Annotated in this window: 18 protein-coding genes; 10 read left to right on the forward strand and 8 right to left on the reverse strand. The window is 57.9% G+C overall.

What is annotated here, in order from left to right; genetic code table 11:
• The first annotated feature begins 97 nt into the window (after positions 1–97).
• From PG871_RS10490 to PG871_RS10500, 3 genes are read left to right on the forward strand one after another with little or no spacing between them, the layout of a single operon-like run.
• Positions 98–1,273, forward strand: coding sequence for a M20 aminoacylase family protein (locus PG871_RS10490; protein WP_270729165.1), 1,176 nt, complete (start codon positions 98–100; stop codon positions 1,271–1,273).
• A gap of 34 nt (positions 1,274–1,307) precedes the next feature.
• Entirely contained in the window at positions 1,308–2,471 is a 1,164-nt protein-coding gene (locus PG871_RS10495) for a M20 aminoacylase family protein (RefSeq protein WP_270729166.1), read from the forward strand.
• A 25-nt stretch (positions 2,472–2,496) separates the two neighbouring features.
• Positions 2,497–3,663, forward strand: coding sequence for a M20 aminoacylase family protein (locus PG871_RS10500; protein WP_270729168.1), 1,167 nt, complete (start codon positions 2,497–2,499; stop codon positions 3,661–3,663).
• Between the two features lie 56 nt (positions 3,664–3,719).
• Here PG871_RS10500 and PG871_RS10505 read toward each other — a convergent pair whose 3' ends face one another.
• A complete protein-coding gene (locus PG871_RS10505) occupies positions 3,720–6,176 on the reverse strand; it encodes a response regulator (RefSeq protein WP_270729170.1) in 2,457 nt (818 codons plus the stop codon).
• A gap of 142 nt (positions 6,177–6,318) precedes the next feature.
• The gene (moaA, locus tag PG871_RS10510) at positions 6,319–7,323 is read right to left on the reverse strand and encodes a GTP 3',8-cyclase MoaA (protein ID WP_270729172.1); all 1,005 of its coding nucleotides are present in this window, start codon (positions 7,321–7,323) and stop codon (positions 6,319–6,321) included.
• An 83-nt stretch (positions 7,324–7,406) separates the two neighbouring features.
• On the opposite strand from moaA, the gene PG871_RS10515 reads away from it, so the two are divergent.
• Positions 7,407–7,841: a hypothetical protein gene (locus PG871_RS10515; RefSeq protein WP_270729173.1), complete on the forward strand. Its 435-nt coding sequence runs from the start codon at positions 7,407–7,409 to the stop codon at positions 7,839–7,841.
• Positions 7,842–7,845: 4 nt separating this feature from the next.
• On the opposite strand, the gene PG871_RS10520 is transcribed toward PG871_RS10515, so the two are convergent.
• Genes PG871_RS10520 through glmU form a run of 3 tightly spaced genes read right to left on the reverse strand, consistent with a single transcriptional unit; the run spans position 7,846 to position 11,698 of the window.
• On the reverse strand, positions 7,846–8,523 hold the full coding sequence (locus PG871_RS10520; RefSeq protein WP_270729174.1) for a DNA alkylation repair protein: 678 nt from the start codon (positions 8,521–8,523) through the stop codon (positions 7,846–7,848).
• Positions 8,520–10,343, reverse strand: a complete 1,824-nt coding sequence (gene glmS / locus PG871_RS10525) for a glutamine--fructose-6-phosphate transaminase (isomerizing) (RefSeq protein WP_270729175.1) — start codon at positions 10,341–10,343, stop codon at positions 8,520–8,522. The genes PG871_RS10520 and glmS overlap by 4 nt, the downstream gene beginning before the upstream one ends.
• A complete protein-coding gene (glmU, locus tag PG871_RS10530; RefSeq protein WP_270729177.1) occupies positions 10,343–11,698 on the reverse strand; it encodes a bifunctional UDP-N-acetylglucosamine diphosphorylase/glucosamine-1-phosphate N-acetyltransferase GlmU in 1,356 nt (451 codons plus the stop codon). The genes glmS and glmU overlap by 1 nt, the downstream gene beginning before the upstream one ends.
• Positions 11,699–11,835: 137 nt before the next feature.
• Between glmU and PG871_RS10535 the strand changes: the two genes are divergently transcribed.
• On the forward strand, positions 11,836–12,507 hold the full coding sequence (locus tag PG871_RS10535) for an HAD-IA family hydrolase (protein WP_270729179.1): 672 nt from the start codon (positions 11,836–11,838) through the stop codon (positions 12,505–12,507).
• On the opposite strand, the gene PG871_RS10540 is transcribed toward PG871_RS10535, so the two are convergent.
• Complete coding sequence (locus tag PG871_RS10540) at positions 12,456–13,790, reverse strand: MmgE/PrpD family protein (RefSeq protein ID WP_270729180.1); 1,335 nt, start codon at positions 13,788–13,790, stop codon at positions 12,456–12,458. The two genes, PG871_RS10535 and PG871_RS10540, sit on opposite strands and share 52 nt — an antisense overlap.
• Before the next feature lie 163 nt (positions 13,791–13,953).
• Here PG871_RS10540 and PG871_RS10545 point away from each other — a divergent pair, with 163 nt between their 5' ends.
• Positions 13,954–15,162: a DegT/DnrJ/EryC1/StrS family aminotransferase gene (locus PG871_RS10545; RefSeq protein WP_270729181.1), complete on the forward strand. Its 1,209-nt coding sequence runs from the start codon at positions 13,954–13,956 to the stop codon at positions 15,160–15,162.
• Here the strand turns inward: PG871_RS10545 and PG871_RS10550 are convergent, their stop codons facing one another.
• Both PG871_RS10550 and PG871_RS10555 read right to left on the reverse strand, forming a co-directional pair.
• Positions 15,163–16,101 carry an alpha/beta hydrolase gene (locus tag PG871_RS10550; protein ID WP_270729182.1) on the reverse strand — a complete coding sequence of 313 codons (939 nt, stop codon included), beginning with the start codon at positions 16,099–16,101 and terminating at the stop codon, positions 15,163–15,165.
• On the reverse strand, positions 16,101–16,391 hold the full coding sequence (locus PG871_RS10555) for an SCP2 sterol-binding domain-containing protein (protein ID WP_054002373.1): 291 nt from the start codon (positions 16,389–16,391) through the stop codon (positions 16,101–16,103). Before PG871_RS10555 ends, PG871_RS10550 begins: the two co-directional genes overlap by 1 nt.
• Before the next feature lie 4 nt (positions 16,392–16,395).
• On the opposite strand from PG871_RS10555, the gene PG871_RS10560 reads away from it, so the two are divergent.
• The 4 genes from PG871_RS10560 to fdxA are packed head-to-tail and all read left to right on the forward strand — an operon-like array spanning position 16,396 to position 20,732.
• Positions 16,396–17,043: a hypothetical protein gene (locus PG871_RS10560; protein ID WP_270729185.1), complete on the forward strand. Its 648-nt coding sequence runs from the start codon at positions 16,396–16,398 to the stop codon at positions 17,041–17,043.
• A 23-nt stretch (positions 17,044–17,066) separates the two neighbouring features.
• The gene (locus PG871_RS10565; RefSeq protein WP_270729186.1) at positions 17,067–19,949 is read left to right on the forward strand and encodes a helicase-related protein; all 2,883 of its coding nucleotides are present in this window, start codon (positions 17,067–17,069) and stop codon (positions 19,947–19,949) included.
• A gap of 37 nt (positions 19,950–19,986) precedes the next feature.
• A complete protein-coding gene (locus PG871_RS10570) occupies positions 19,987–20,343 on the forward strand; it encodes an RNA-binding S4 domain-containing protein (RefSeq protein WP_270730865.1) in 357 nt (118 codons plus the stop codon).
• Positions 20,344–20,393: 50 nt separating this feature from the next.
• A complete protein-coding gene (fdxA, locus tag PG871_RS10575; protein ID WP_270729188.1) occupies positions 20,394–20,732 on the forward strand; it encodes a ferredoxin FdxA in 339 nt (112 codons plus the stop codon).
• Positions 20,733–20,746 lie beyond the last annotated feature (14 nt).

Raw genomic sequence — 20,746 nt, forward strand, 5'->3', positions numbered from 1 at the left:
GCATTGGCAGTCGCGCTTAACCTGTGAACAATCTCCTCTTGCGCTAAACTGAATGATCGTTCAGTCTTGCGTCGAGCCATGCCAGGGGAGTTGCGCCATGCCGATCAGAAACCGTTTAGCCGAGATGCATTCCGAAATTACAGGATGGCGTCGCCACCTGCACGAGAACCCGGAGTTGATGTTTGACGTGCATGAAACGGCGGCATTTGTGCAGACGCGCCTCAAGGAATTTGGCGTGGATGAGATCACGCCCGGCATTGGGCGCACCGGCGTTGTGGCTGTGATCAAAGGCAAAACCGACACCAAAGGGCGTGTGATTGGCCTGCGGGCCGATATGGATGCGTTGCCGATCCATGAGGCGACAGGGTTGGACTATGCGTCAACTGTGGACGGCAAGATGCACGCTTGCGGGCATGACGGCCACACGTCGATTTTGCTGGGTGCGGCGCAGTATCTGGCGGAGACCCGCAACTTTGATGGCACGGCGGTGCTGATCTTTCAGCCTGCCGAAGAGGGCGGCGGCGGTGGCCGCGAGATGTGTCGTGACGGGATGATGGATCGCTGGGGCGTGCAGGAAGTTTATGGCTTGCACAACGCTCCGGGCTTGCCCGTTGGCACTTTCGCCATTCGCCCCGGTGCGCTTTTGGCCTCTGCTGACGAGTTTGAAATTGTTGTCACCGGCAAGGGCGGCCATGCCGCCGAGCCGCAGGAAGCTGTGGACACAACTTTGGTGGCGGCGCAAATTCTTGTGTCTTTACAAAGCATTGTGGCGCGGAACGTGAAACCCATAGAACGGGTCGTCCTAACTGTGGGCACGCTTGAGACTGACAGCAATGCCTCCAACGTGATTGCCCATCGGGTGCGCATGAAAGGAACAGTGCGCACGTTGGACAACAACAACCGCGCATTGGTCGAGCAGCGCATTCGCGAGGTTGCCACGCACACGGCATTAGCATTTGGCGCCACGGCCGAGGTCACGTGGGAAGATGGCTATCCGGTCACGGTCAACCATGAGGCCGAAACCGACTTTGCAATTGAGGCGGCGCAAGCGGTTGTTGGTGAGGCCAATGTTGAGCCCAACGTCGAGCCGATCATGCCCGCGGAGGACTTTTCCTTCATGCTGGAAGAACGGCCCGGAGCCTATATCTTCCTTGGCAATGGCGACAGTGCCCAATGCCATCACCCCGAATACAACTTCAACGACGAGGCCATTCCAGTTGGATGCAGCTGGTTTGCCGAGCTGGTCGAGCGCCGGATGCCTGCCGTCGATTGACGCAAAATAACGAGACGAACAGGAGAAATCCAATATGCCGGTCAAGAACCGCTTTGCCGAATTGCACGCTGAAATCACCGCTTGGCGGCGGGATATCCATGCCCACCCCGAAGTGCTGTATGAAACCCACCGCACCAGTGCGCTGGTGGCTGAAAAGCTGAAGGAGTTTGGCTGCGACGAGGTGGTAACCGGTATCGGTCGCACGGGTGTTGTGGGCATTATCAAAGGCAAAACCGACACCAAAGGCAATGTAGTCGGGCTGCGCGCGGATATGGATGCGCTGCCGATGCAAGAGCAGACCGGGCTTGAGTACGCCAGTAAAAACGAGGGCGCGATGCATGCCTGCGGTCACGATGGTCACACTGCGATGTTGTTAGGGGCCGCGAAATATCTCAGCGAGACCCGCAACTTTGATGGCGCGGTGGCCTTGATTTTTCAGCCAGCCGAAGAGGGCGGCAACGGCGCGCTTGCGATGGTTGAAGACGGCATGATGGAGCGGTTCGGCATTCAGGAAGTTTACGGCATGCACAATGACCCCGATCTGCAGATCGGGGAATTTGCCTTGCGTCGCGGACCGATGTTGGCCGCTGTGGACTTTTTCACAATCGAGATCGAAGGCAAAGGCGGCCATGCCGCGATGCCGCAGCAGACGATTGATCCCACCATAATGGGCACGCAAATCCATTCGGCGCTGCAATCCATTGTCAGCCGCAATGTGGACCCGGTTGACCGTGCTGTTGTTTCGGTCACGAGCTTCCAGACGGGATCGGATGTTTTCAACGTGATACCGCACACCGCAACGCTCAAAGGGACTGTGCGCACCTTTGCGCCGGACACGCAGGACATGGTCCAAGCCCGGATGGCAGACGTGGTGGCTGGGGTGGCCGCGAGCTTTGGCGGCGCGGCGACGCTGGATTATCAACGCATCACGCCGGCAACCATCAACGCCGACGATCAGGCCGCGTTTGCCGAAGCAGTGGCCACCGCGGTGGCGGGCGATTGCGGCGAGGCTCCGCTTGTGATGGGCGGCGAGGACTTCTCCTACATGTTGCAAGCCCGCCCCGGAGCCTTCATCATGGTGGGCAACGGCGACAGCGCCGCGCTGCACCATCCGGAATACAACTTCAACGATGAAGCCATTCCATATGGGTCCAGCTATCTGTCTGAAGTGATCGAACGCCGCATGCCTGCGGCCTGACCAATTATCCAAGTGAGGAACTACGATGCCGACCAAAAACCGCTTTGCCGAGTTGCAGGACGAAATCACCGCATGGCGCCGCGACATTCATGAAAACCCCGAGATTCTTTTTGAAACCCACCGCACCAGCGCGTTGGTGGCGGAAAAACTCAAGGACTTCGGCTGCGACGAGATCGTCACCGGCATTGGCCGCACCGGCGTTGTCGGTGTGATCAAGGGTAAGGCCACAGGCTCGGGCAAGGTGATTGGCTTGCGCGCGGATATGGACGCGCTTCCGATCCACGAGCAGACCGGGCTTGAGTATGCCTCCAAGACCGACGGCGCGATGCATGCCTGCGGTCACGACGGTCACACAGCGATGCTGTTGGGGGCCGCGAAATACCTAAGCGAGACTCGCAATTTTGACGGTACCGTTGTGGTGATCTTCCAGCCCGCCGAAGAAGGCGGCGGCGGCGGCAAAGAGATGTGCGATGACGGCATGATGGACCGCTGGGGCATTCAGGAAGTGTACGGGATGCACAACTGGCCCGGCCAACCTGTCGGCAATTTTGCAATCCGCTCGGGTGCGTTTTTTGCCGCGACGGACCAGTTTGAAATCCATTTTGAAGGCCGGGGCGGCCACGCTGCAAAACCACATGACACTGTGGACACCACAGTCATGTCCGCGCAGGCCGTTCTGGCACTGCAGACAATTGCCAGCCGCAACGCCGATCCCATCGATCAGGTTGTTGTCTCGGTCACCAGCTTTGAGACAAGCTCCAAAGCCTTTAATGTGATCCCGCAACGGGTGCACATCAAAGGCACCGTGCGCACCATGTCCAAAGGAATGCGGGATTTGGCTGAACAGCGCATCGCCGGCATTTGCGAAGGCATTGCGGCGACCTTTGGTGGCAGTGTCGAGGTGAAGTATCACCGCGGCTATCCGGTGATGGTCAACACTGACACGCAGACCGAGTTTGCTGCGGAAGTGGCCAAATCGATCAGCGGGCAGTGCGAAGAAGCGCCGCTGGTGATGGGCGGCGAAGACTTTGCTTTCATGCTCGAAGAACGTCCCGGCGCCTATATTCTTGTGGGCAACGGCGAAGACGGCGCAATGGTACACCATCCGGAATACAACTTTAACGATGAAGCCATTCCAGCGGGTTGTAGCTGGTGGGCTGAGATCGTCGAAAAGCGCATGCCGGCGGCATAATTCAAAAAGCCTTCCCCGCGTCTTGGGCGCGGGGAAGGTACTAATTTGGCGACGTTTTAGGCTTGTTCCAGTGGTTCGGATGTTCCCAATTTGGCAGCCATCGCCGCCAACAGGGCGTTCTTGCTCACTGGTTTTGACAAGAAAAGATCCATCCCGGCATCCAGACAGGCCTGTTTGTCCGACGCAAAGGCGTTGGCGGTCAGCGCGATAATGGGCGGTTGTGGGATGGGCAGCTGACGTATGAGGCGCGCCGCTTGCAGGCCGTCCACCTCTGGCATAGCCATATCCATTAACACGATATCCGGTTCATTTTCTTTGCATAAATCTACTGCTTCCTGCCCGTTTTGGGCCTCAAGCAAAGTGACCGGATGTGCAGCGAGGAATTTTCGGATCAACAGGCGGTTGGTTTTGTTGTCCTCGGCCAAAAGGATCGTGATGCCATCCAGCGCTGTTTGGGAAACCTCGACCGCGGCTGGCTCGGCGCTGACTTCTCCGGTTGGGGCAAAGCCGCGGATTGAGACGTCAAAGCAGGCGCCGTCTTTGTAGTCGGAGCAGAGCGCAATTGCGCCGCCCATACGATTTGCCAGCATAGAAGAAATCGTCAACCCGAGGCCGGTGCCGCCAAACGCACGTGTCGTGGCAGTATCTGCTTGTGAGAACCGCTCAAAAATGTGTTCCGCCTGAGCGTCGCTAACACCAATGCCTGTGTCTTTGACCTCAAAGCAGATTGTGTAGGGGTCGGTAGTGTCGCACCTGACATGTACATAGACGCCACCACTTGAGGTGAATTTGACAGCGTTTCCGATCAGATTTACCAGAATTTGACGCACGCGCCCATCGTCTGCATGAAGCGTTTCCGGCAGGTCATCCGCATAAGAGACCTCAAGCGCAATACCTTTCTCATCCGCTTTCTGCTTTAGCAGATGGACAACGCTGTTCACGCAATTCCGAAGATTGAAATCAATCTTGGAGATTTCCAGTTTTCCGCTCTCAAGCCGGGACAGATCCAGAATGTCGTTGATAATCGTTAGCAGCGCCTGACCGGAGCTTCGGATGGTTTTCAAGGATTGGTTGTTCTCCTCTCCAAGATCTTCCTCCGCGAGAAGGTCTGCCATGCCGATAATCGCGTTCATTGGCGTGCGAATTTCGTGGCTCATGTTCGCCAGAAACTCGGATTTCGCGCGGGCGGCTTCTTCGGCGTTCAACTTGGCAAGGGCCAGCTCTTCCTCGTGCAGTTTGATGTCGGTGATTTCACGTTCAATACCAATCGACATCACCAGTTTCCCATCCTCATCCAAGATTGGGAAAGTGTTGATGTGAACCCAAATGAGATCGCCGGATTTTGTTCGGTTGAGCAGTTCACTCTGATAGGGAAGGCCGTTTTCCTGATGCTCACGAATGGCGTTTGTGACGTCCTGAGAGGTCTCCGGTGCGTTCAGCAACGTACCGGGGTGGCGGCCAACGGCCTCCTCAAAGGAGTAGCCGGTTAACCGCGAGAATCCATCATTCACCCAGGAGATATTGCCTTGGGGATCGTAGACCAGGATGCTGTCAGTTGCGTGTTTTGCAACGAGAGACAATCTTTCGAGCTCGGCGTCGCGCTGTTCGAGCTGGTCAATCATTCTTTGGCGGGTCAATGACAGGCGGCTGGCCGCAAAGATCGGGCCAAGTACAAAAACTGCTATTGCAAGGAAAAAGAAACGGGTTCCCCAATAGTTGTCAGCTTTGGTGACCCAGCCGTCTTTAGGACGGACAGCCAGTTGCCACATACTTGTGTCGATCTGGATGTCCATGAGGATCGGATCATCGTCGAGCACCGAAGGGTCGCCAAAGAATACTTCTCCCTGAGCGCCAGTGCCGTCTCGTCCGACCAAAGCGAGATCTATGGTGAGGTCCGGATCGGTCAGGCCTGAGAGCGCATACAGCTTGTCGGCATCAATGACGGCGGAGATGATCCCCCAAAACTGACTCTCGTGGCCCATGTCGGCCCAGATCGGAAATTGCGCGATAAAGCCGACACCGCCCTGTACCAGGTTAACAGGCCCGGCGAGAACCATTTTGCCTGAGTCCCGCACGCGATACACGGCTTCGCGCTGCGCTTCATTTTTGTGATAATCCAATCCCAGAGCAGGCTTGTTTGGCTCATAAGGATAGACCCGATTGATCACAAGGTCAGGTGCTGCGGCGATGTTGATGAATTCGTCATGCCCGCCCATGACCTGATCCGCGAGAAATTCATATTCGGCTTGGGACATATCCGGGTTGGCGCGAATGGCAGCCACAAACCCCTTTAGCAGGAAAATGTCGCCGTTTGTCTGCCCTTCGACCTGAGCGCGGAGAATACTGGCTTCACTTCGAACGAAGTTTCTCTGTCCCTGCTTCGCGATAATGGTTTCCTGAATCTCGGCATATATCGCAAAAGCCAGCAATAGAAGGGTTGCAAATAGAACAGGCAGATAGGCTTTGGAACGACCAACAAGAGAGGTCGAGAAAAAAATGGCTTTACTAATCATCCAATCAAGGACCCTTGTTTAACGAACACAGTCCATTGTGACTATGTCAGCAAGGTGTTCACCATCCATTAACGACGATGTTACGCAAGGATCCGCTCTACATTTTGGCCAAAGATGGCCCAAAATGCCGTTATGACCGACTTTATCCGCCGGTGTGGCTCATGTGGCGGCTCATTTGGCCTGCCACTTCCTGACGGGAATAATCAAAATCATGACCCTTGGGTTTGAGCGCAATTGCGTCGCGAATGGCTTCTTCAAGTGGGGCATCGCTCTCGCTGCCACGCAGTGGTGCGCGCAGATCCGACATGCCTTCCTGACCCAGACAGGTGTAAATCTGACCCGTGCAGGTGATGCGTACGCGGTTACAGCTTTCGCAAAAATTATGCGTGAGCGGCGTGATAAAGCCGATTTTCTGGCCGGTTTCCTCAAGGCGCACATAGCGCGCAGGGCCGCCGGTGCTTTCTGACAGTTCCGTCAGCGTGTAGCGTTCCGCCAGTCGCGCGCGAAGGTCGCTGAGGGGCCAGTATTGGTCCAGACGGTCTTCGTTGCCGAGATCACCCATTGGCATGACCTCGATCCAAGTCATGTCCATGTTGCGCTCGTCGCACCATTCCGCCAGCGAGAACAGCTCGTCCTCATTGAAGTCCTTGAGGGCCACAGCGTTGATTTTGATGCGCAATCCCGCCTCACGCGCTGCGTCCAGCCCGCGCGAAACTTGCGGCAGGCGACCCCAACGGGTGATGTCGGCGAATTTGGATTCAACGTTGGTGTCCAAAGACACATTGATGCGTTTCACGCCACAGTCGGCAAGCTCACCGGCAAAGCGCTCCAACTGGCTGCCGTTTGTGGTTAACGTCAACTCCTTCAGATCGCCGCTGTCCAGATGCCGCTTCATCGACCGAAAGAAGGTCATGATGTCGCGCCGCACCAAAGGTTCACCGCCTGTGATTCGAAGCTTTTGAACGCCCAGACGCACAAAAGTCGAACACATGCGGTCCAACTCTTCCAGCGTCAGAAGCTCCTTTTTAGGCAGGAAAGTCATATTTTCGGACATGCAATAGACGCAGCGGAAATCGCAGCGGTCTGTTACCGAGACGCGCAAATAGGAGATCGCGCGCTGAAATGGGTCAATCAATGGAGCTGTCATATCCAAACGCTAGTCTTGAAATGGCACAGGGGCAAGTGCTGCGAAGGTTGTAGATCATCACGCTCACGTGCATGATCTGTCGCATGAAGTATTCTGTATTATTGCTGACTTGTGTGGCCTTGGCGGGGTGTGACCTTGCTATGCCTGATGTGCTGAAACGCAAACCAGAGACGGCGGCATCCACAGTGCCGTCGGACACGTCGGAAACGCGCCCTGTTGTGCGACCAGAGACAACTGATGAGGGCGATGAAACCGACCGCGCCGTGGCCGCACCAGGATCGCTGGGGCGTACAGTTGTGTCGCTAGGAGACGCCGCAGAGGCTGGATCTTGGCTCAAGACGCCGTTGGTGGCGACGACACGCCCGGGGCGGGTGACCCACAAGGGCAAATGGGTGGCGGTGACGTTAATCCCGATCGATGGCGCAAGCGGCGCGGGCAGCCGCATGTCGCTTCAGGCGATGCACCTGTTGGGTTTGCCGTTGACCGAACTGACCGAAGTTGAAGTGATCGCGCAATAGCGCGTCACTTCAGATATCTGCGTGCTTCTTTTGCGGCAAAAGGCTTCATGCTGTCGCCATGTGCGTCGAGAAACGCGGTGACACGGGCGGCGTCATGTTTGCACAGATCTCGCAGCCACCACGCGACGGCCTTCTGGATGAACCACGTGTGGTCAGTTGCATAGCTGGCGGCCCACCCAAGCACACGGTCGCGGATTTCTAGGTCCTGAGCTTTGGGGAAGTTTTGTTTGGTCCAGGGCAGGGTGATCACCAGGGCCGCGCGGCGGGTCCACATGTGCTCGGACGTTGTCCAGGCCTCAACCTGATCAATGCGGGTTGGGTCAGCAACCAGACGTTTTTGACCCGCCATGCAGGCGTGATCGGCAATCGCCCAGCTGTCAAACTCCGGCACCCAGCTTTGGATCAAATCCCAAGCGGCGTCATCTGGCCGGATTCGGGCCTGCGTCAACAGTTTGGATGCAGCCAGACGGGCTTCAAAGATGTCGCTGGACCACAGGTCAGCGGCAAGCGCCACCCGGTCCTCGACGCTAAGGTCTTGGCGCCAGGCTTTGGTAAGATCATTGAGCGAAGGATTGGCAATGCCTAGAACTTCGCGGGTCTGTTTGTGATAGGAGGCCATGCCTTCGGCACGACCGGGCTCCACGTGTTGTTTCAACGCGGCGAGGGCATCATCAAATGTCATTCGACCGTAACCGATTTGGCGAGGTTGCGTGGTTGATCCACATCGGTGCCTTTGGCCATCGCGGTGTGATAGGCCAAAAGCTGGGCTGGTACCGCATAAAGGATCGGGGTCAGGACTGGATCGGCAGTTGGCATCTGGATGGTCAACCACGTGCCTTCGGCGCCAACATCCAAACCGGAGGGATCAGACACCAACAGCACTTTGCCCGAGCGCGCCATGACCTCCTGCATGTTGGAAACGGTTTTATCAAAAAGCCCATCGCGAGGGGCCAAAACCACCACTGGAACGTGTTTGTCAATCAAAGCAATGGGGCCGTGTTTGAGTTCACCTGATGCATAAGCTTCGGCGTGTATATAACTGATTTCTTTTAGTTTTAGAGCGCCTTCAAGCGCGAGTGGATACATCAGGCCGCGCCCCAGAAACAAGATGTCGCGCGCCTCGGCAAGTTTGCGTGCTGCGGCAGCCATTTGTGGCTCTGCTTCAAGCGCGATGTTGACCATTCCCGGCAAAGCGCTGAGCAGTGTCAGCAGCTCAGAAAAGCGCGCATCATTCATTGTGCCGCGTTGTTTGGCGGCCTTGAGCGCCAGCATCAAAAGCACGGTGAGTTGACAGGTAAAGGCCTTGGTCGAGGCCACGCCGATTTCGGTGCCTGCGAGGATCGGAAAGGCGATGTCGCTTTCGCGCGCGATCGAGCTTTCGGGCACATTAACCACCGACAGGATCTTGTCTGCCTTGCCCTCACAATAGCGTAGCGCCGCGAGCGTATCGGCGGTTTCGCCAGATTGGCTGACAAACAGCGCAACGGTGCCGTCTGTCACGGGGGGGTCGCGGTAGCGGAATTCGGAGGCCACGTCGACTTCGACCGGCACGCCGGCAAGTTGTTCGAACCAGTATTTGGCAGTCAGACACGCGTAGTAGGCCGTGCCGCAGGCCACCATGGTCAGGCGGTTGATCTTGGTGAAATCCAAGGCCTCGCCGGGCAGGGAAATGTCGGTGCCGTCAGCGGTCAAATAGTGGCGAATGGCCTCTCCCAAAACAGTGGGCTGTTCGGCAATTTCTTTTGCCATGAAGTGTTTATGGCCACCTTTGTCGACGCGGGTCTGGTCGACGCGGATCTGCTTGATCGCTCTGTTGGCTAGCGCGCCGTTTGCGTCGCGGATGGTCAGGCTGTTGCGGGTCACAACCGCGCTGTCGCCTTCTTCGAGGTACGTAATACGGTCCGTCAGCGGCGCCAAAGCAATCGCGTCGGACCCCACAAACATCTCGCCGTCGCCATGACCAATGGCCAACGGTGAACCTTTGCGGGCCGCCACGATCAGGTCGTTTTCACCCTCAAACAGAAACGCCAAAGCAAAGGCGCCGTCCAGACGGGACAGGGTTTTTAGGGCGGCGTCGACGGGCGACATGCCATCCATAATGTAGCGCTGTGTCAGCAGCGCGATGGTTTCCGTGTCGGTGTCGGTGACAAAGCTGATGCCGGAGTCGGCCAATTCTTCGCGCAACTCGCGAAAGTTCTCGATAATGCCGTTGTGGACCACCGCAACCGGCCCCGCGCGATGCGGATGGGCGTTTACGACATTGGGTGCGCCGTGGGTGGCCCAGCGGGTGTGGCCGATGCCGGATTTGCCGCGAAGGGGTTCGTGCACCAGAAGATCGGACAAGTTGACCAGTTTACCAACAGCGCGGCGGCGATCGAGATCGCCTTGGTTCACCGTGGCAATGCCGGCGCTGTCATAGCCGCGATATTCGAGCCGTTTCAGGGCTTCTACCAGTATCGGAGCAACTTCGTGATCGCCAAGGACCCCTACAATTCCGCACATTATTGGCTCTCCTGATCGCGTTTTTGCTTCTTTTTCTTTAAAATTTCGAACAATTTTACAGCAAGACCTGGTTTCGTGATCTGATCGGCGCGGGCCAGCGCCAAAGCCGCGTCCGGAACGTTCTTGGTGATCACCGATCCAGAACCGGTCATTGCCTGATGGCCCACCCGCACGGGCGCGACCAGCATGGTGTTCGATCCAATAAAGGCGCTGTCGCCGATTTCTGTGTGATGTTTCATGACGCCATCATAGTTACAGGTGATCGTGCCCGCGCCGATGTTGGTGCCTTTGCCGACGGTCGCATCCCCCACATAGCTGAGGTGATTGACCTTGGTGCCTTCGCCGACATCGGCGTTTTTGATTTCGACAAAGTTTCCGACGTGCACGTTCTCAGACAGCTCGGCTCCGGGGCGCAGTCGGGCGTAAGGACCCACTGTTGAACCGCGAGACACGTGGCAGCCTTCGAGGTGAGAAAATGCGCGGATGCGGGTGCCGGATTCAACCGTCACACCGGGACCGAAATAGACGTTCGGCTCCACCACCGTGTCGCGCCCAATCACTGTATCAAAGGACAGCATTACGGTGTCGGGCTGTTGCAGGGTCACGCCCAAATCCATCAATTCGACGCGGGCGCGATCTTGAAAGACCGCCTCGGCCTGCGCCAAATGTGTGCGGGAATTGATGCCAAGTGTTTCGGCTTCATCACAGGTCACAGCGGTCACAGCAAGGTCTCGATCGCGGGCGATGCCGACGATGTCTGTCAAATAAATCTCGCCCTGTGCGTTGTGCGAATCCAGCGCGTCAATGAGATCAAACATTACCTCGCGGTTTGCCAGCATAACGCCAGAATTACAGAAGGTTACATCTCGCTCTTCATCTGACGCGTCAGCAAATTCAACGATCTTTTCAAGGCTGTCTCCCTGCATGATTAAACGCCCGTATTTGCCGGGGTCTGCGGCTTCAAAGCCCAAGACTACGACCGCGCTTTCGTCCCGTGCCACGATCATTTTTTCCAGCGTTTCGGCTGTGACAAACGGAGTGTCGCCAAACAGAACAATCACGTCGCCGTCAAAATCGGCCAAGGCCTCGCGCGCCATGTTGGTGGCGTGGCCGGTGCCGTTTTGCTCTTGCTGTAACACAACAGTGGCGTCCGGGTCATATTCCTCAACGGCGGCCTTGACTGCGTCAAAGCCGTGACCGGCGACAACCACGGTATGCGCAGGGCTCAGCGCTGCTCCGGCCTGAAGCGTGTGCACCAACATCGGTGCGTTTGCGATCTGGTGCAGAACCTTCGGCAAATCAGAATTCATCCGGGTGCCTTTGCCTGCGGCCAGGATGACAAGTGCAATGCTCATCATGTTTTCTCTTTGAATTCGGTTCCGCCCGTTTTATCGGAGTGCAGCAGGGGCGCAAGGCCAAGGGCCATCAAAACTGATTGCGCCCTGTAACAGCATTGCGCGGATAAGCGCGTATACCGGAGGTGAGGCAGCAAATGCGGACGGTGGTTTTTGATCTCGACGGGACTTTGGCAGACACCAGCGGCGACTTGATTGCGGCCGCCAATTATTGTTTTCGGGACATGGGGTTCGGTGACGTTCTTGATGTCGGCAGCGACGCCGGTGTGGCGCTGCGCGGCGGTCGACGGATGTTGACCGAAGGGCTGACGCGTTTGGGGCGTTTTGAAGAGACAGAGGTTGATCGCTATTATCCCGTTCTGCTTGAAGCCTACGGCGCACAGATTGCCGAACACAGCTATTTCTTCCCCGGTGCATTGGATGCGGTCGAGAAATTGGCCTCGCTTGGCTATGGCGTCGGCATCTGTACCAACAAACCCGAAGCGCTGGCGGAGCAATTGATGCAAGCGCTGGGCGCGCGGGATTTGTTTGGGGCTTTGGTTGGGGCGGATACGTTGCCAGTTCGCAAGCCCGATCCTGCGCCTTTGCGCGAAACCGTGCTGCGCTTGGGCGGTGATCCAGCGATGACCGTGTTGATTGGCGACAGCGACACCGATCGAAACACCGCCAAAGCCGCCGGTGTGCCCTCGGTTCTGGTAACATTTAGTCCGTCAGGCGACGATATGGCGGCGTTGGAGCCGGAAGCACTTTTGGATGATTACGGCGCGTTGCCATTGGTGGTTGAGGCGTTGATAGGGCGCAACAGCTGATCAGACAGCGCAGTAAGCGGCAAAGCAATGAGGTTTGCGAGCGTGTCTTCGATGTGGTCGGCGGCAACCCTGCCCAACACGGGATCAGCCAACGCGTGGAATTTGGCACGTAGTTCGGCCTCAGAAGGTGGCGCTGTATGATCCCATTTGGGTTCGTGCCAGTCGCTATGAAAATCACCACCAGACTGCGTTTTGATGCGCACCCGTGCCAACCGTTTTTGCGGGAAGACGGCGTTGGCGGTGTCGTGCTCTTTCATCGTGATTTTGTTGGAAAGCGCCTGAATGTCAGCGTCTTGCGTGGCCGCGTCCGAGATGTCGTCGGGCGTGACGGCTCCACGGCTTAGCGCGATTGCCACAGGAAAGGACGTTGAATATTGAGCCTCCTCGGTGTTGGTCGGATTTGGCATCGCCAGCCGCACACTTTCGTGGAACGTCTCGATATCGATGGACGTGATCTCGGTTGCAGAAAATCCGTGTTTGGCTTGTAGCGCGATGGCCGCCTCCATCGGCGGCTGCGCCCAGCGACAAACGGCGTAGGGCTTGTAATATTGCTCCTGCACATACCAGCGGCTGCCAAGATCGGCCCAGAATTCGGGCGCCCGTTCCACAGTGATTGCAGGTGCGCCGGTGAACCCCAATCGCGCCAATTTGACGGCGGATACACCGGTCATCGCACCCCAACCAGCACCATCCTTGACCATTGTCGGGTGGTCTATGCAGCGCATCATCTGGCTGCGGGGGCCATGATATTCGGCGATGCCGAGCGCGTGGCGGGTTGCGTCGCGGTCGATTCCCAAAAGCCGCGCGCCTGCTGCAGCGGCTGTTACCGCCCCCCAGCTGCCGCTGGTGTGATAGTCCGGCACGGTGGCGTGTTGCGCCACAGAGGCGCGCGAGCCAAACTCATAACCCATTGCGATGGCTTCCAAAAACGCACGCCCTGACACGCCTGCTTCGTGACCGAGCGCCAACGCCGCCGGAAACATCGGTGCACCGATGTGCCCTTTGGCAGGGTTAAAACCGTCATGCGCATCCAGCGCATCAATCGTCATGCCCGCCGCAAGGGCGGCCCCGGTGGCGGAGACCGTCCGGCCATCAAACAGCATCGGAATGGCGCCGCCGAAGTCTTCGTATGCGTGTTGGCGGATGATTTGCGAAAGACGTGTGGCCAGCCCACCAGCCCCGACGCCGATCAGATCAAGCAGGCTGAGTTCCACCTGCTTCTGGGCGGCATCCGGCAGGTCGCTCCAGGTCAGGTCGTGCACAAAGGCAATGGCGTCGCCCATCTTTTCCTCCCGCGTTTGATGTCCTTAGCCTAACAAAGGCTATGTGCAAAAAGAGGCCGAAGCCGACTTTTTGCGTCGTATTTGGCGCCGGGGGCAGCAGGTGATTGCAGCGCTTGCGGCTCTGGCGTAATGCTTGGGCGTCACAAACAGCGCAGAGGGCGTGATGAGCGAAAGCACAAGCCGCGAAGTTTTTACCGGCAATTTCACCCAGCAGGAGCCGATCCCAGACGACGCCATTGCGGCGGCAGTATCGGTGATGCAATCAGGCCGTTTGCACCGCTACAACGTTGCGCCCGGTGAGCTGGGAGAGGCGGCGTTGCTCGAGCAGGAATTTGCGACAATGACCGGTGCGAAATACTGTCTTGCAGTGGCCTCGGGCGGCTATGCCATGGGATGCGCATTGCGCGCATTGGGGGTCAAACCCGGCGACAAAGTTCTGACGAATGCCTTCACATTGGCGCCGGTGCCAGGGGCGATTGCCAGCGTCGGCGCGGTGCCGGTGTTTGTGGGTGTGACCGAAGGGCTGGTGATTGATCTCGACGATCTGGCCGCCAAGGCAGATCAGGCGGAGGTTTTGATGCTCAGCCACATGCGGGGGCATATCGTCAATATGGATGCGCTGATGGCGGTATGTGACGCCAACAACATCAAAGTGATCGAGGACTGCGCGCATACTATGGGCGGGGGCTGGCGCGGTGCCGCCTCAGGTCGTCATGGGGTGATGGCGTGTTATTCGACCCAGACCTACAAACACGTGAACTCGGGCGAGGGTGGTCTGTTGATCTCTGATGACGCGGAAGCGATGGCCCGCGCTGTGATCCTGTCGGGCTCATATATGCTTTATGAACGCCATGCGGCGGCGCCTGCGCCGGAGGTGTTTGAAGGGGTGAAATACGACACGCCCAACGTCTCGGGCCGTATGGACAACCTGCGCGCGGCAATCCTGCGACCGCAATTGCGCAAGCTGGATCAACAGGTTGCAGCGTGGAATGCACGACATGATGCTATGCTAGAGGGCCTGCGCGGCACGCCGGGTCTAAATGTTGTGGAGCGCCCTGACGGAGAAGACTACGTTGGCAGTTCGATCCAGTTTTTGCTGCTGGATTGGTCTGAGGAAAAGATTGCCGAAGTACTCCGCCGGTGCGGTGCGCGCGGGGTGGAACTGAAATGGTTCGGCGGGGCGGAGCCCGTAGCCTTTACCTCGCGCTACGACAGTTGGCGCTATGCGCCAAGCACGCCGATGCCAGCCACGGATCGCGTGCTTAAGGGAATTTTGGACATGCGCATTCCGCTGACGTTTTCGGTCGAGGATTGCGCCCTTATTGCGCGGATCATCCGGGCCGAAGTTGGCGCGGTTTACCAGGCCGACTAATCAGCGGTTCGCATCAAAGAAGGCAGCGATTTTGGCGCTCACATCGGCGCGCACATCGGGGCCTTCCATCAGCACTTCGTGTTGTCCGCCGGGAATGATGTTCAGCGTTCCTGTTTCCCAACGTGCCATGCGGTCGGTGATGTCGTGTTGCGTCACGATCTGCTCGTCACTGCCCATGAATGTCAGGCAAGGCAGGTCGGGGCTGGGTTTGGCGGCCAGAAGTTTGCATTCGGCAATCGCTTCGCGCAGCCAATGCAGCGACGGACCACCGAGTGCCAATTCCGGAAAGCTGGTGACCTGCGCGCGCATATAGTCATACATGTCGCGATCATTGGTCAGCGTGTTGCCGTCAAATTCCTGCTGCACAACATAGGTTTCTGCGCTGGTAGAGGGCGCAAAGTTCTCAGCAAAGCCAAAGATCGACGCCAGCCGCATCAAAACCCAAGCGCCGGGTTTGACGGCAGGGGACATTTTGATGCCCCACATCGGGCCGGAGAACACCACACCGTTGACGGGCAGATCCTGCATCACCGCCCGCAAACCGATACAGCCGCCCATGGAGTGCGCCACAAGGAACCACGGCTTTGGCAGGTCCAGCTCTTCGGCAGCAGCGACAAAGGCGGCAATGTCTTTTTGATAGTCGGGAAAGTCTTGCACATATCCGGCGCGCGGATTGTCGATCAGCCGATCAGCAAGACCCTGTCCACGCCAGTCGATACCCAGCGTTTCATAACCCATATCGGCAAATTCAGCCGCCGCGCGGCCATATTTCTCGACATATTCGGTGCGGCCGGGGAACATAAGAACCGTCCCCCGGCTGTTTTCTTTGGGCCAATGTGCGACCCGAATCCGCACGTCATCAGACGTGGTCAGCCAGTAGGCAAGCGCCGTTGGCCCGTCAGACACGTCCTGATGAAACGGTGCGGATTGCAAAGCCATCAGCCCAGTACGGAGCCGAGCTTCATCGCGGCGCCCATGTCGCCGTCGATTGCCAGCTTGCCGCCCATGAAGGCTGCGGTTGGGTTCAACTCACCCGCGAGGATCGCCTGAAAGGTTTCCACGTCCGCAGTCATGGTGACGTCGGTTTCGTCGTCGCCTGCGCGCACGCCTTCGCCGTCAATCACAATCGCGCCTTCGCCTTCGATGGCAAATTTCGCGGAACCGTCAAATGCATCGCCGCCCAGTTTTTCTGTCAGGGCTGCAACTGCGGTATTGATAATGTCGCTCATCAGTTTGATCCTTCAACTTGTTGTGCGCATCTTGGGATTCGCTGATACGCAGGGTATACTCGTTTACGTTATGGTCAACTTCACTCATCATCTCAAACATGTCGTTGCGGCATTTACGGTCACAGCAGCAGTTTTTTTCACCTCTCCTGCCTTGGCGCAGGAGGCCTCACCGGTTCCGCAGGACCTTGACAGCATGATGTTGCAGCTGCGTGACGCTGAGGCGGGATTGGCTGAAACACTTGCGGATCGCATCCGGCGTGAGTGGGAGAAGTCCGGCTCTGCCAGCGCGGATTTCCTGCTGCGGCGTGCGGAAAAGGCGATGGAAGCAGGCGAATACATCCAAGCGATTGACCATCTGACCGCGCTGACGGACCACGCGCCGGACTTTGCTGCCGGTTGGGCGTTGCGCGCGCGGGCGTTTTTCGAGATCGACTCTTATGGCCGCGCGATAGGTGATCTTGAACATGTGCTGGCGCTGAACCCGCAGCACTTTGATGCGCTCATGGGGCTGGCTTTGATGCTTGATGAAATGGATCGACCCGACGATGCCTATGAGGCGTACATGCAGGTCAAGGCTATACATCCGCATCAGGCGGGCCTAACAGAAGCATTGGAAAGACTCGAACGGCTGGTTTTGGGTCGCGAGACCTGAGCCCTGTTGAGCAAGCACATTTGATGTCCTCATATCGCCAAATCACCGCCGTGCTTGGCCCGACCAACACGGGCAAGACGCATTACGCCATCGAGCGGATGCTGGGCTATCGCACAGGTGTGATTGGTCTGCCGCTCAGGCTTTTGGCGCGCGAGGTTTATGACCGGATTGTAGCGGCGCGTGGCCCGTCGGTGGTGGCTTTGGTCACCGGCGAAGAACGCATTGTACCGCCGCGTACCCAATATTGGGTCTGCACCGTTGAGGCGATGCCTGAGGGGCTGGGCGCGGATTTTGTCGCGATAGACGAAATCCAGCTGTGCGCCGATCCTGAACGCGGCCATGTTTTCACCGACCGGTTGCTGCGAATGCGTGGCACAAACGAAACCTTGTTTTTAGGCAGCGACACCATGCGCGGCACCATTTCGGAATTGGTGCCCGAGGCGCAATTCATGCGGCGCGAACGCATGTCCACGCTCAGCTACTCCGGCAGTCGCAAGATCAGCCGGATGCAACCGCGCTCCGCCATTGTCGGTTTCTCGGTGGATAATGTTTACGCCATTGCCGAACTTCTGCGCCGCCAAAAGGGCGGGTCCGCTGTGGTGATGGGGGCGCTCAGCCCGCGCACGCGCAATGCACAAGTTGAGATGTATCAGAACGGTGACGTTGATTTTCTGGTGGCCACGGATGCCATCGGCATGGGGCTCAACCTTGATATCGACCATGTGGCGTTTTCCTCGACGACCAAGTTTGACGGACGCCGGATGCGTCCGCTTGCACCAAATGAGCTGGCGCAGATCGCCGGCCGCGCCGGGCGCGGAATGAGCCATGGCACCTTTGGTGTGACCGGTGAGGCACCTGAGCTGCCCGACGGAATGGCCGAAGCGATCATGGAGCACCGCTTCACGCCGGTGAAAAAGCTCAACTGGCGCAATTCCAAACTGGAATTTGGCACGGTGGATGCCTTGATCCGCAGCCTTGAAGTCAGCCCTGACGACGAATTGCTTGTAAAAGCGCGTGAGGCCGACGATCTGGGTGCGTTGAAAATGGTGTCGCGCGAAGCCGAAGTCACAGCGAGGGCCAGCGACGGACCGTCGGTAAAACTGTTGTGGGATGTTTGCCGCATCCCCGATTTTCGGGGAATCAGTCACGCAGAACACGCCAATCTCGTAGAGCAGATCTTTGGCTATTTGCATCAAAGCGGATCTGTGCCCGACGATTGGCTGGCCCGACAGGTCAAACGCATCGACCGAACGGACGGTGATATCGACGCTTTGTCAAAGCGATTGGCATTTATCCGCACGTGGACCTATGTCGCACAACGTAAAGGCTGGGTACGTGACGAAAACCATTGGCGTGGCGAGACTCGCGCTGTAGAAGATCGCCTGTCGGATGCGCTACACGAGCGCCTGACTCAAAGATTTGTGGACCGGCGCACATCTGTGCTTTTGCGCCGGCTCAAACAGAAGGAGGCCCTTTTGGCCGAAGTGAATGACAAAGGTGACGTGACCGTCGAAGGAGAATTCGTTGGTCGCCTCGAAGGGTTCCGTTTTATTGCGGACAAGGAAGCCAGCGGGCAGGAAGCCAAGACGCTGAAAGCTGCGAGCTTGCAGGCGTTGGCGCCGCAGTTCCATCTGCGCGCGGACCGGTTTTACAACGCGCCCGACACAGAGATCGACTTTACCGAACAGGGTGGTCTGATGTGGGGCGAACACGCAGTTGGCAAATTGGTGGCCGGTGCGGAACCTATGAAGCCTGTGGTCGAAGTATTTGTCGACGACGAAGCCGGTGCCGACGTGGCGCAAAAGGTTGAGCGCCGTTTGCAGCACTTTATGGATCGCAAGATCGCGGCGCTGTTTGAGCCGCTGCTGAACCTCAGCCGCGACGAAGAATTGACAGGTCTGGCGCGAGGCTTCGCCTTCCGCATGGTCGAGAACCTTGGCCTTATCACGCGTGGCGACGTGGCCACCGAGGTTAAAGAGCTGGATCAGGACGCCCGTGGCGCGCTGCGCAAGCACGGCATCCGCTTTGGTCAGTTCACCATCTTTATGCCTTTGCTGCTCAAACCCGCGCCAACTCGTTTGCGTTTGGTGCTGTGGTCTCTGTCGCAAGGGTTGCAGGAATTCCCGGAATCGCCGCCCCCCGGACTGGTCACCGTGCCGTCGGGCGAAGGTGCGCCGCGTGGCTATCACACCATGGCGGGCTATCGCGCCGCAGGCGAGCGGGCGATCCGCATCGATATGCTGGAACGCCTGGCCGACATGCTGCGTGCCGAAGACAGCCGTGGCGGGTTCGAAGCCAAAGCGGACATGCTGTCAATCACCGGCATGACGCTGGAGCAATTCGCCGACCTGATGCAGGGCCTTGGCTACAAAGCCGAGAAGGCTGAGCGTCCAAAGGTCAAAGCTGACGCTGAAGCGAAGCCAGAGGTTGTTGTCGAAACGGCTGATACAACAGAAGCTGACACATCGGGCGAGCCGGCGACAGACGATGCCGCCGCGCCAGATGCCGCTACAGACGAACCGGCGGCGCCAGCGGAGGTTGTTGCTGAAGAGGCCGCGGCAGAAGCGACGGCCGCAGATGCAGGCGAAACCGCTGACACGGCGGAAGCTTCTGAGCCCGAAGTCGAAGTCTTTTACACCTTCACCTGGGCGGGCAACCGTCAGGGCGGCAACCGCAACCAGCGTCGCGGCGGGCAAGGCGGTCAACGCCGCAACGACCGCGAAGGTGGTCAAGGTGGCCCGCGTGGCAAAGGTGGCAAGCCGCAGGGCAGAGCGGGTGGCAAGGGCGGTCCCCGTCGCGACACCGGCGCCAAAAAGTTCGAGGCCCGTCCGCCCAAAAAGGAAAAGGCCATCGACCCCGACAACCCCTTTGCCGCTGCGCTTATGGGGCTGAAAAACAAGGACTGAGGGCGTGACCGCCCCGTCCTCCTCAGCGCCAGATAAAATGCGCGTGGACAAATGGCTATGGCAGGCGCGGTTCTTTAAGACCCGCAGCCTGTCGGCCAAGGTCGTGACCGGCGGGCATATGCGCGTCAACGGTCAAAAGATTTCCAAATCCAGCCATTCGGTTGCGAATGGCGATGTACTGACGTTCCCGCAAGCGCGTAAAATCCTTGTGATCAAGGTCTTGGCGGTGGGGGACAGGCGTGGTCCGGCAACGGAGGCGCAAACGTTATACGAGGATTTGACGCCAAAAGAGGACCCTGTCCCACGCGGACCGGGCGCAGACGGAAAAGGTCGTCCCACGAAACGCGACCGCCGCAATCTCGATCTTATGCGCACGTCGCGGCTTGAAGATTGAGCCGCGCTGATTTAGTCAGTCGTGTGATCCGAAATTTAATGAGCTAACCCATGACCTATGTCGTCACCGAAAACTGTGTAGCCTGCAAATACACCGACTGCGTCGAAGTCTGTCCTGTGGACTGTTTCTACGAAGGTGAAAACTTTCTGGTGATTCACCCCGACGAGTGTATCGACTGTGGTGTGTGTGAGCCGGAATGTCCTGCGGATGCGATCCGTCCGGACACCGAGCCAGATATGGAAAAATGGGTCGAGTTCAACCGCAAGTATTCCGAGGTTTGGCCGGTGATCATCACCAAGAAAGATCCTCTGCCCGAAGCGGATGAACGCGATGGTGAAGACGGCAAAATGGAGAAATACTTCTCCGAAGCACCGGGCGAAGGCGGCTGATCAGCCGATTCGCC

Source organism: Shimia sp. Alg240-R146 (assembly GCF_947331465.1).
Lineage (GTDB): Bacteria > Pseudomonadota > Alphaproteobacteria > Rhodobacterales > Rhodobacteraceae > Shimia.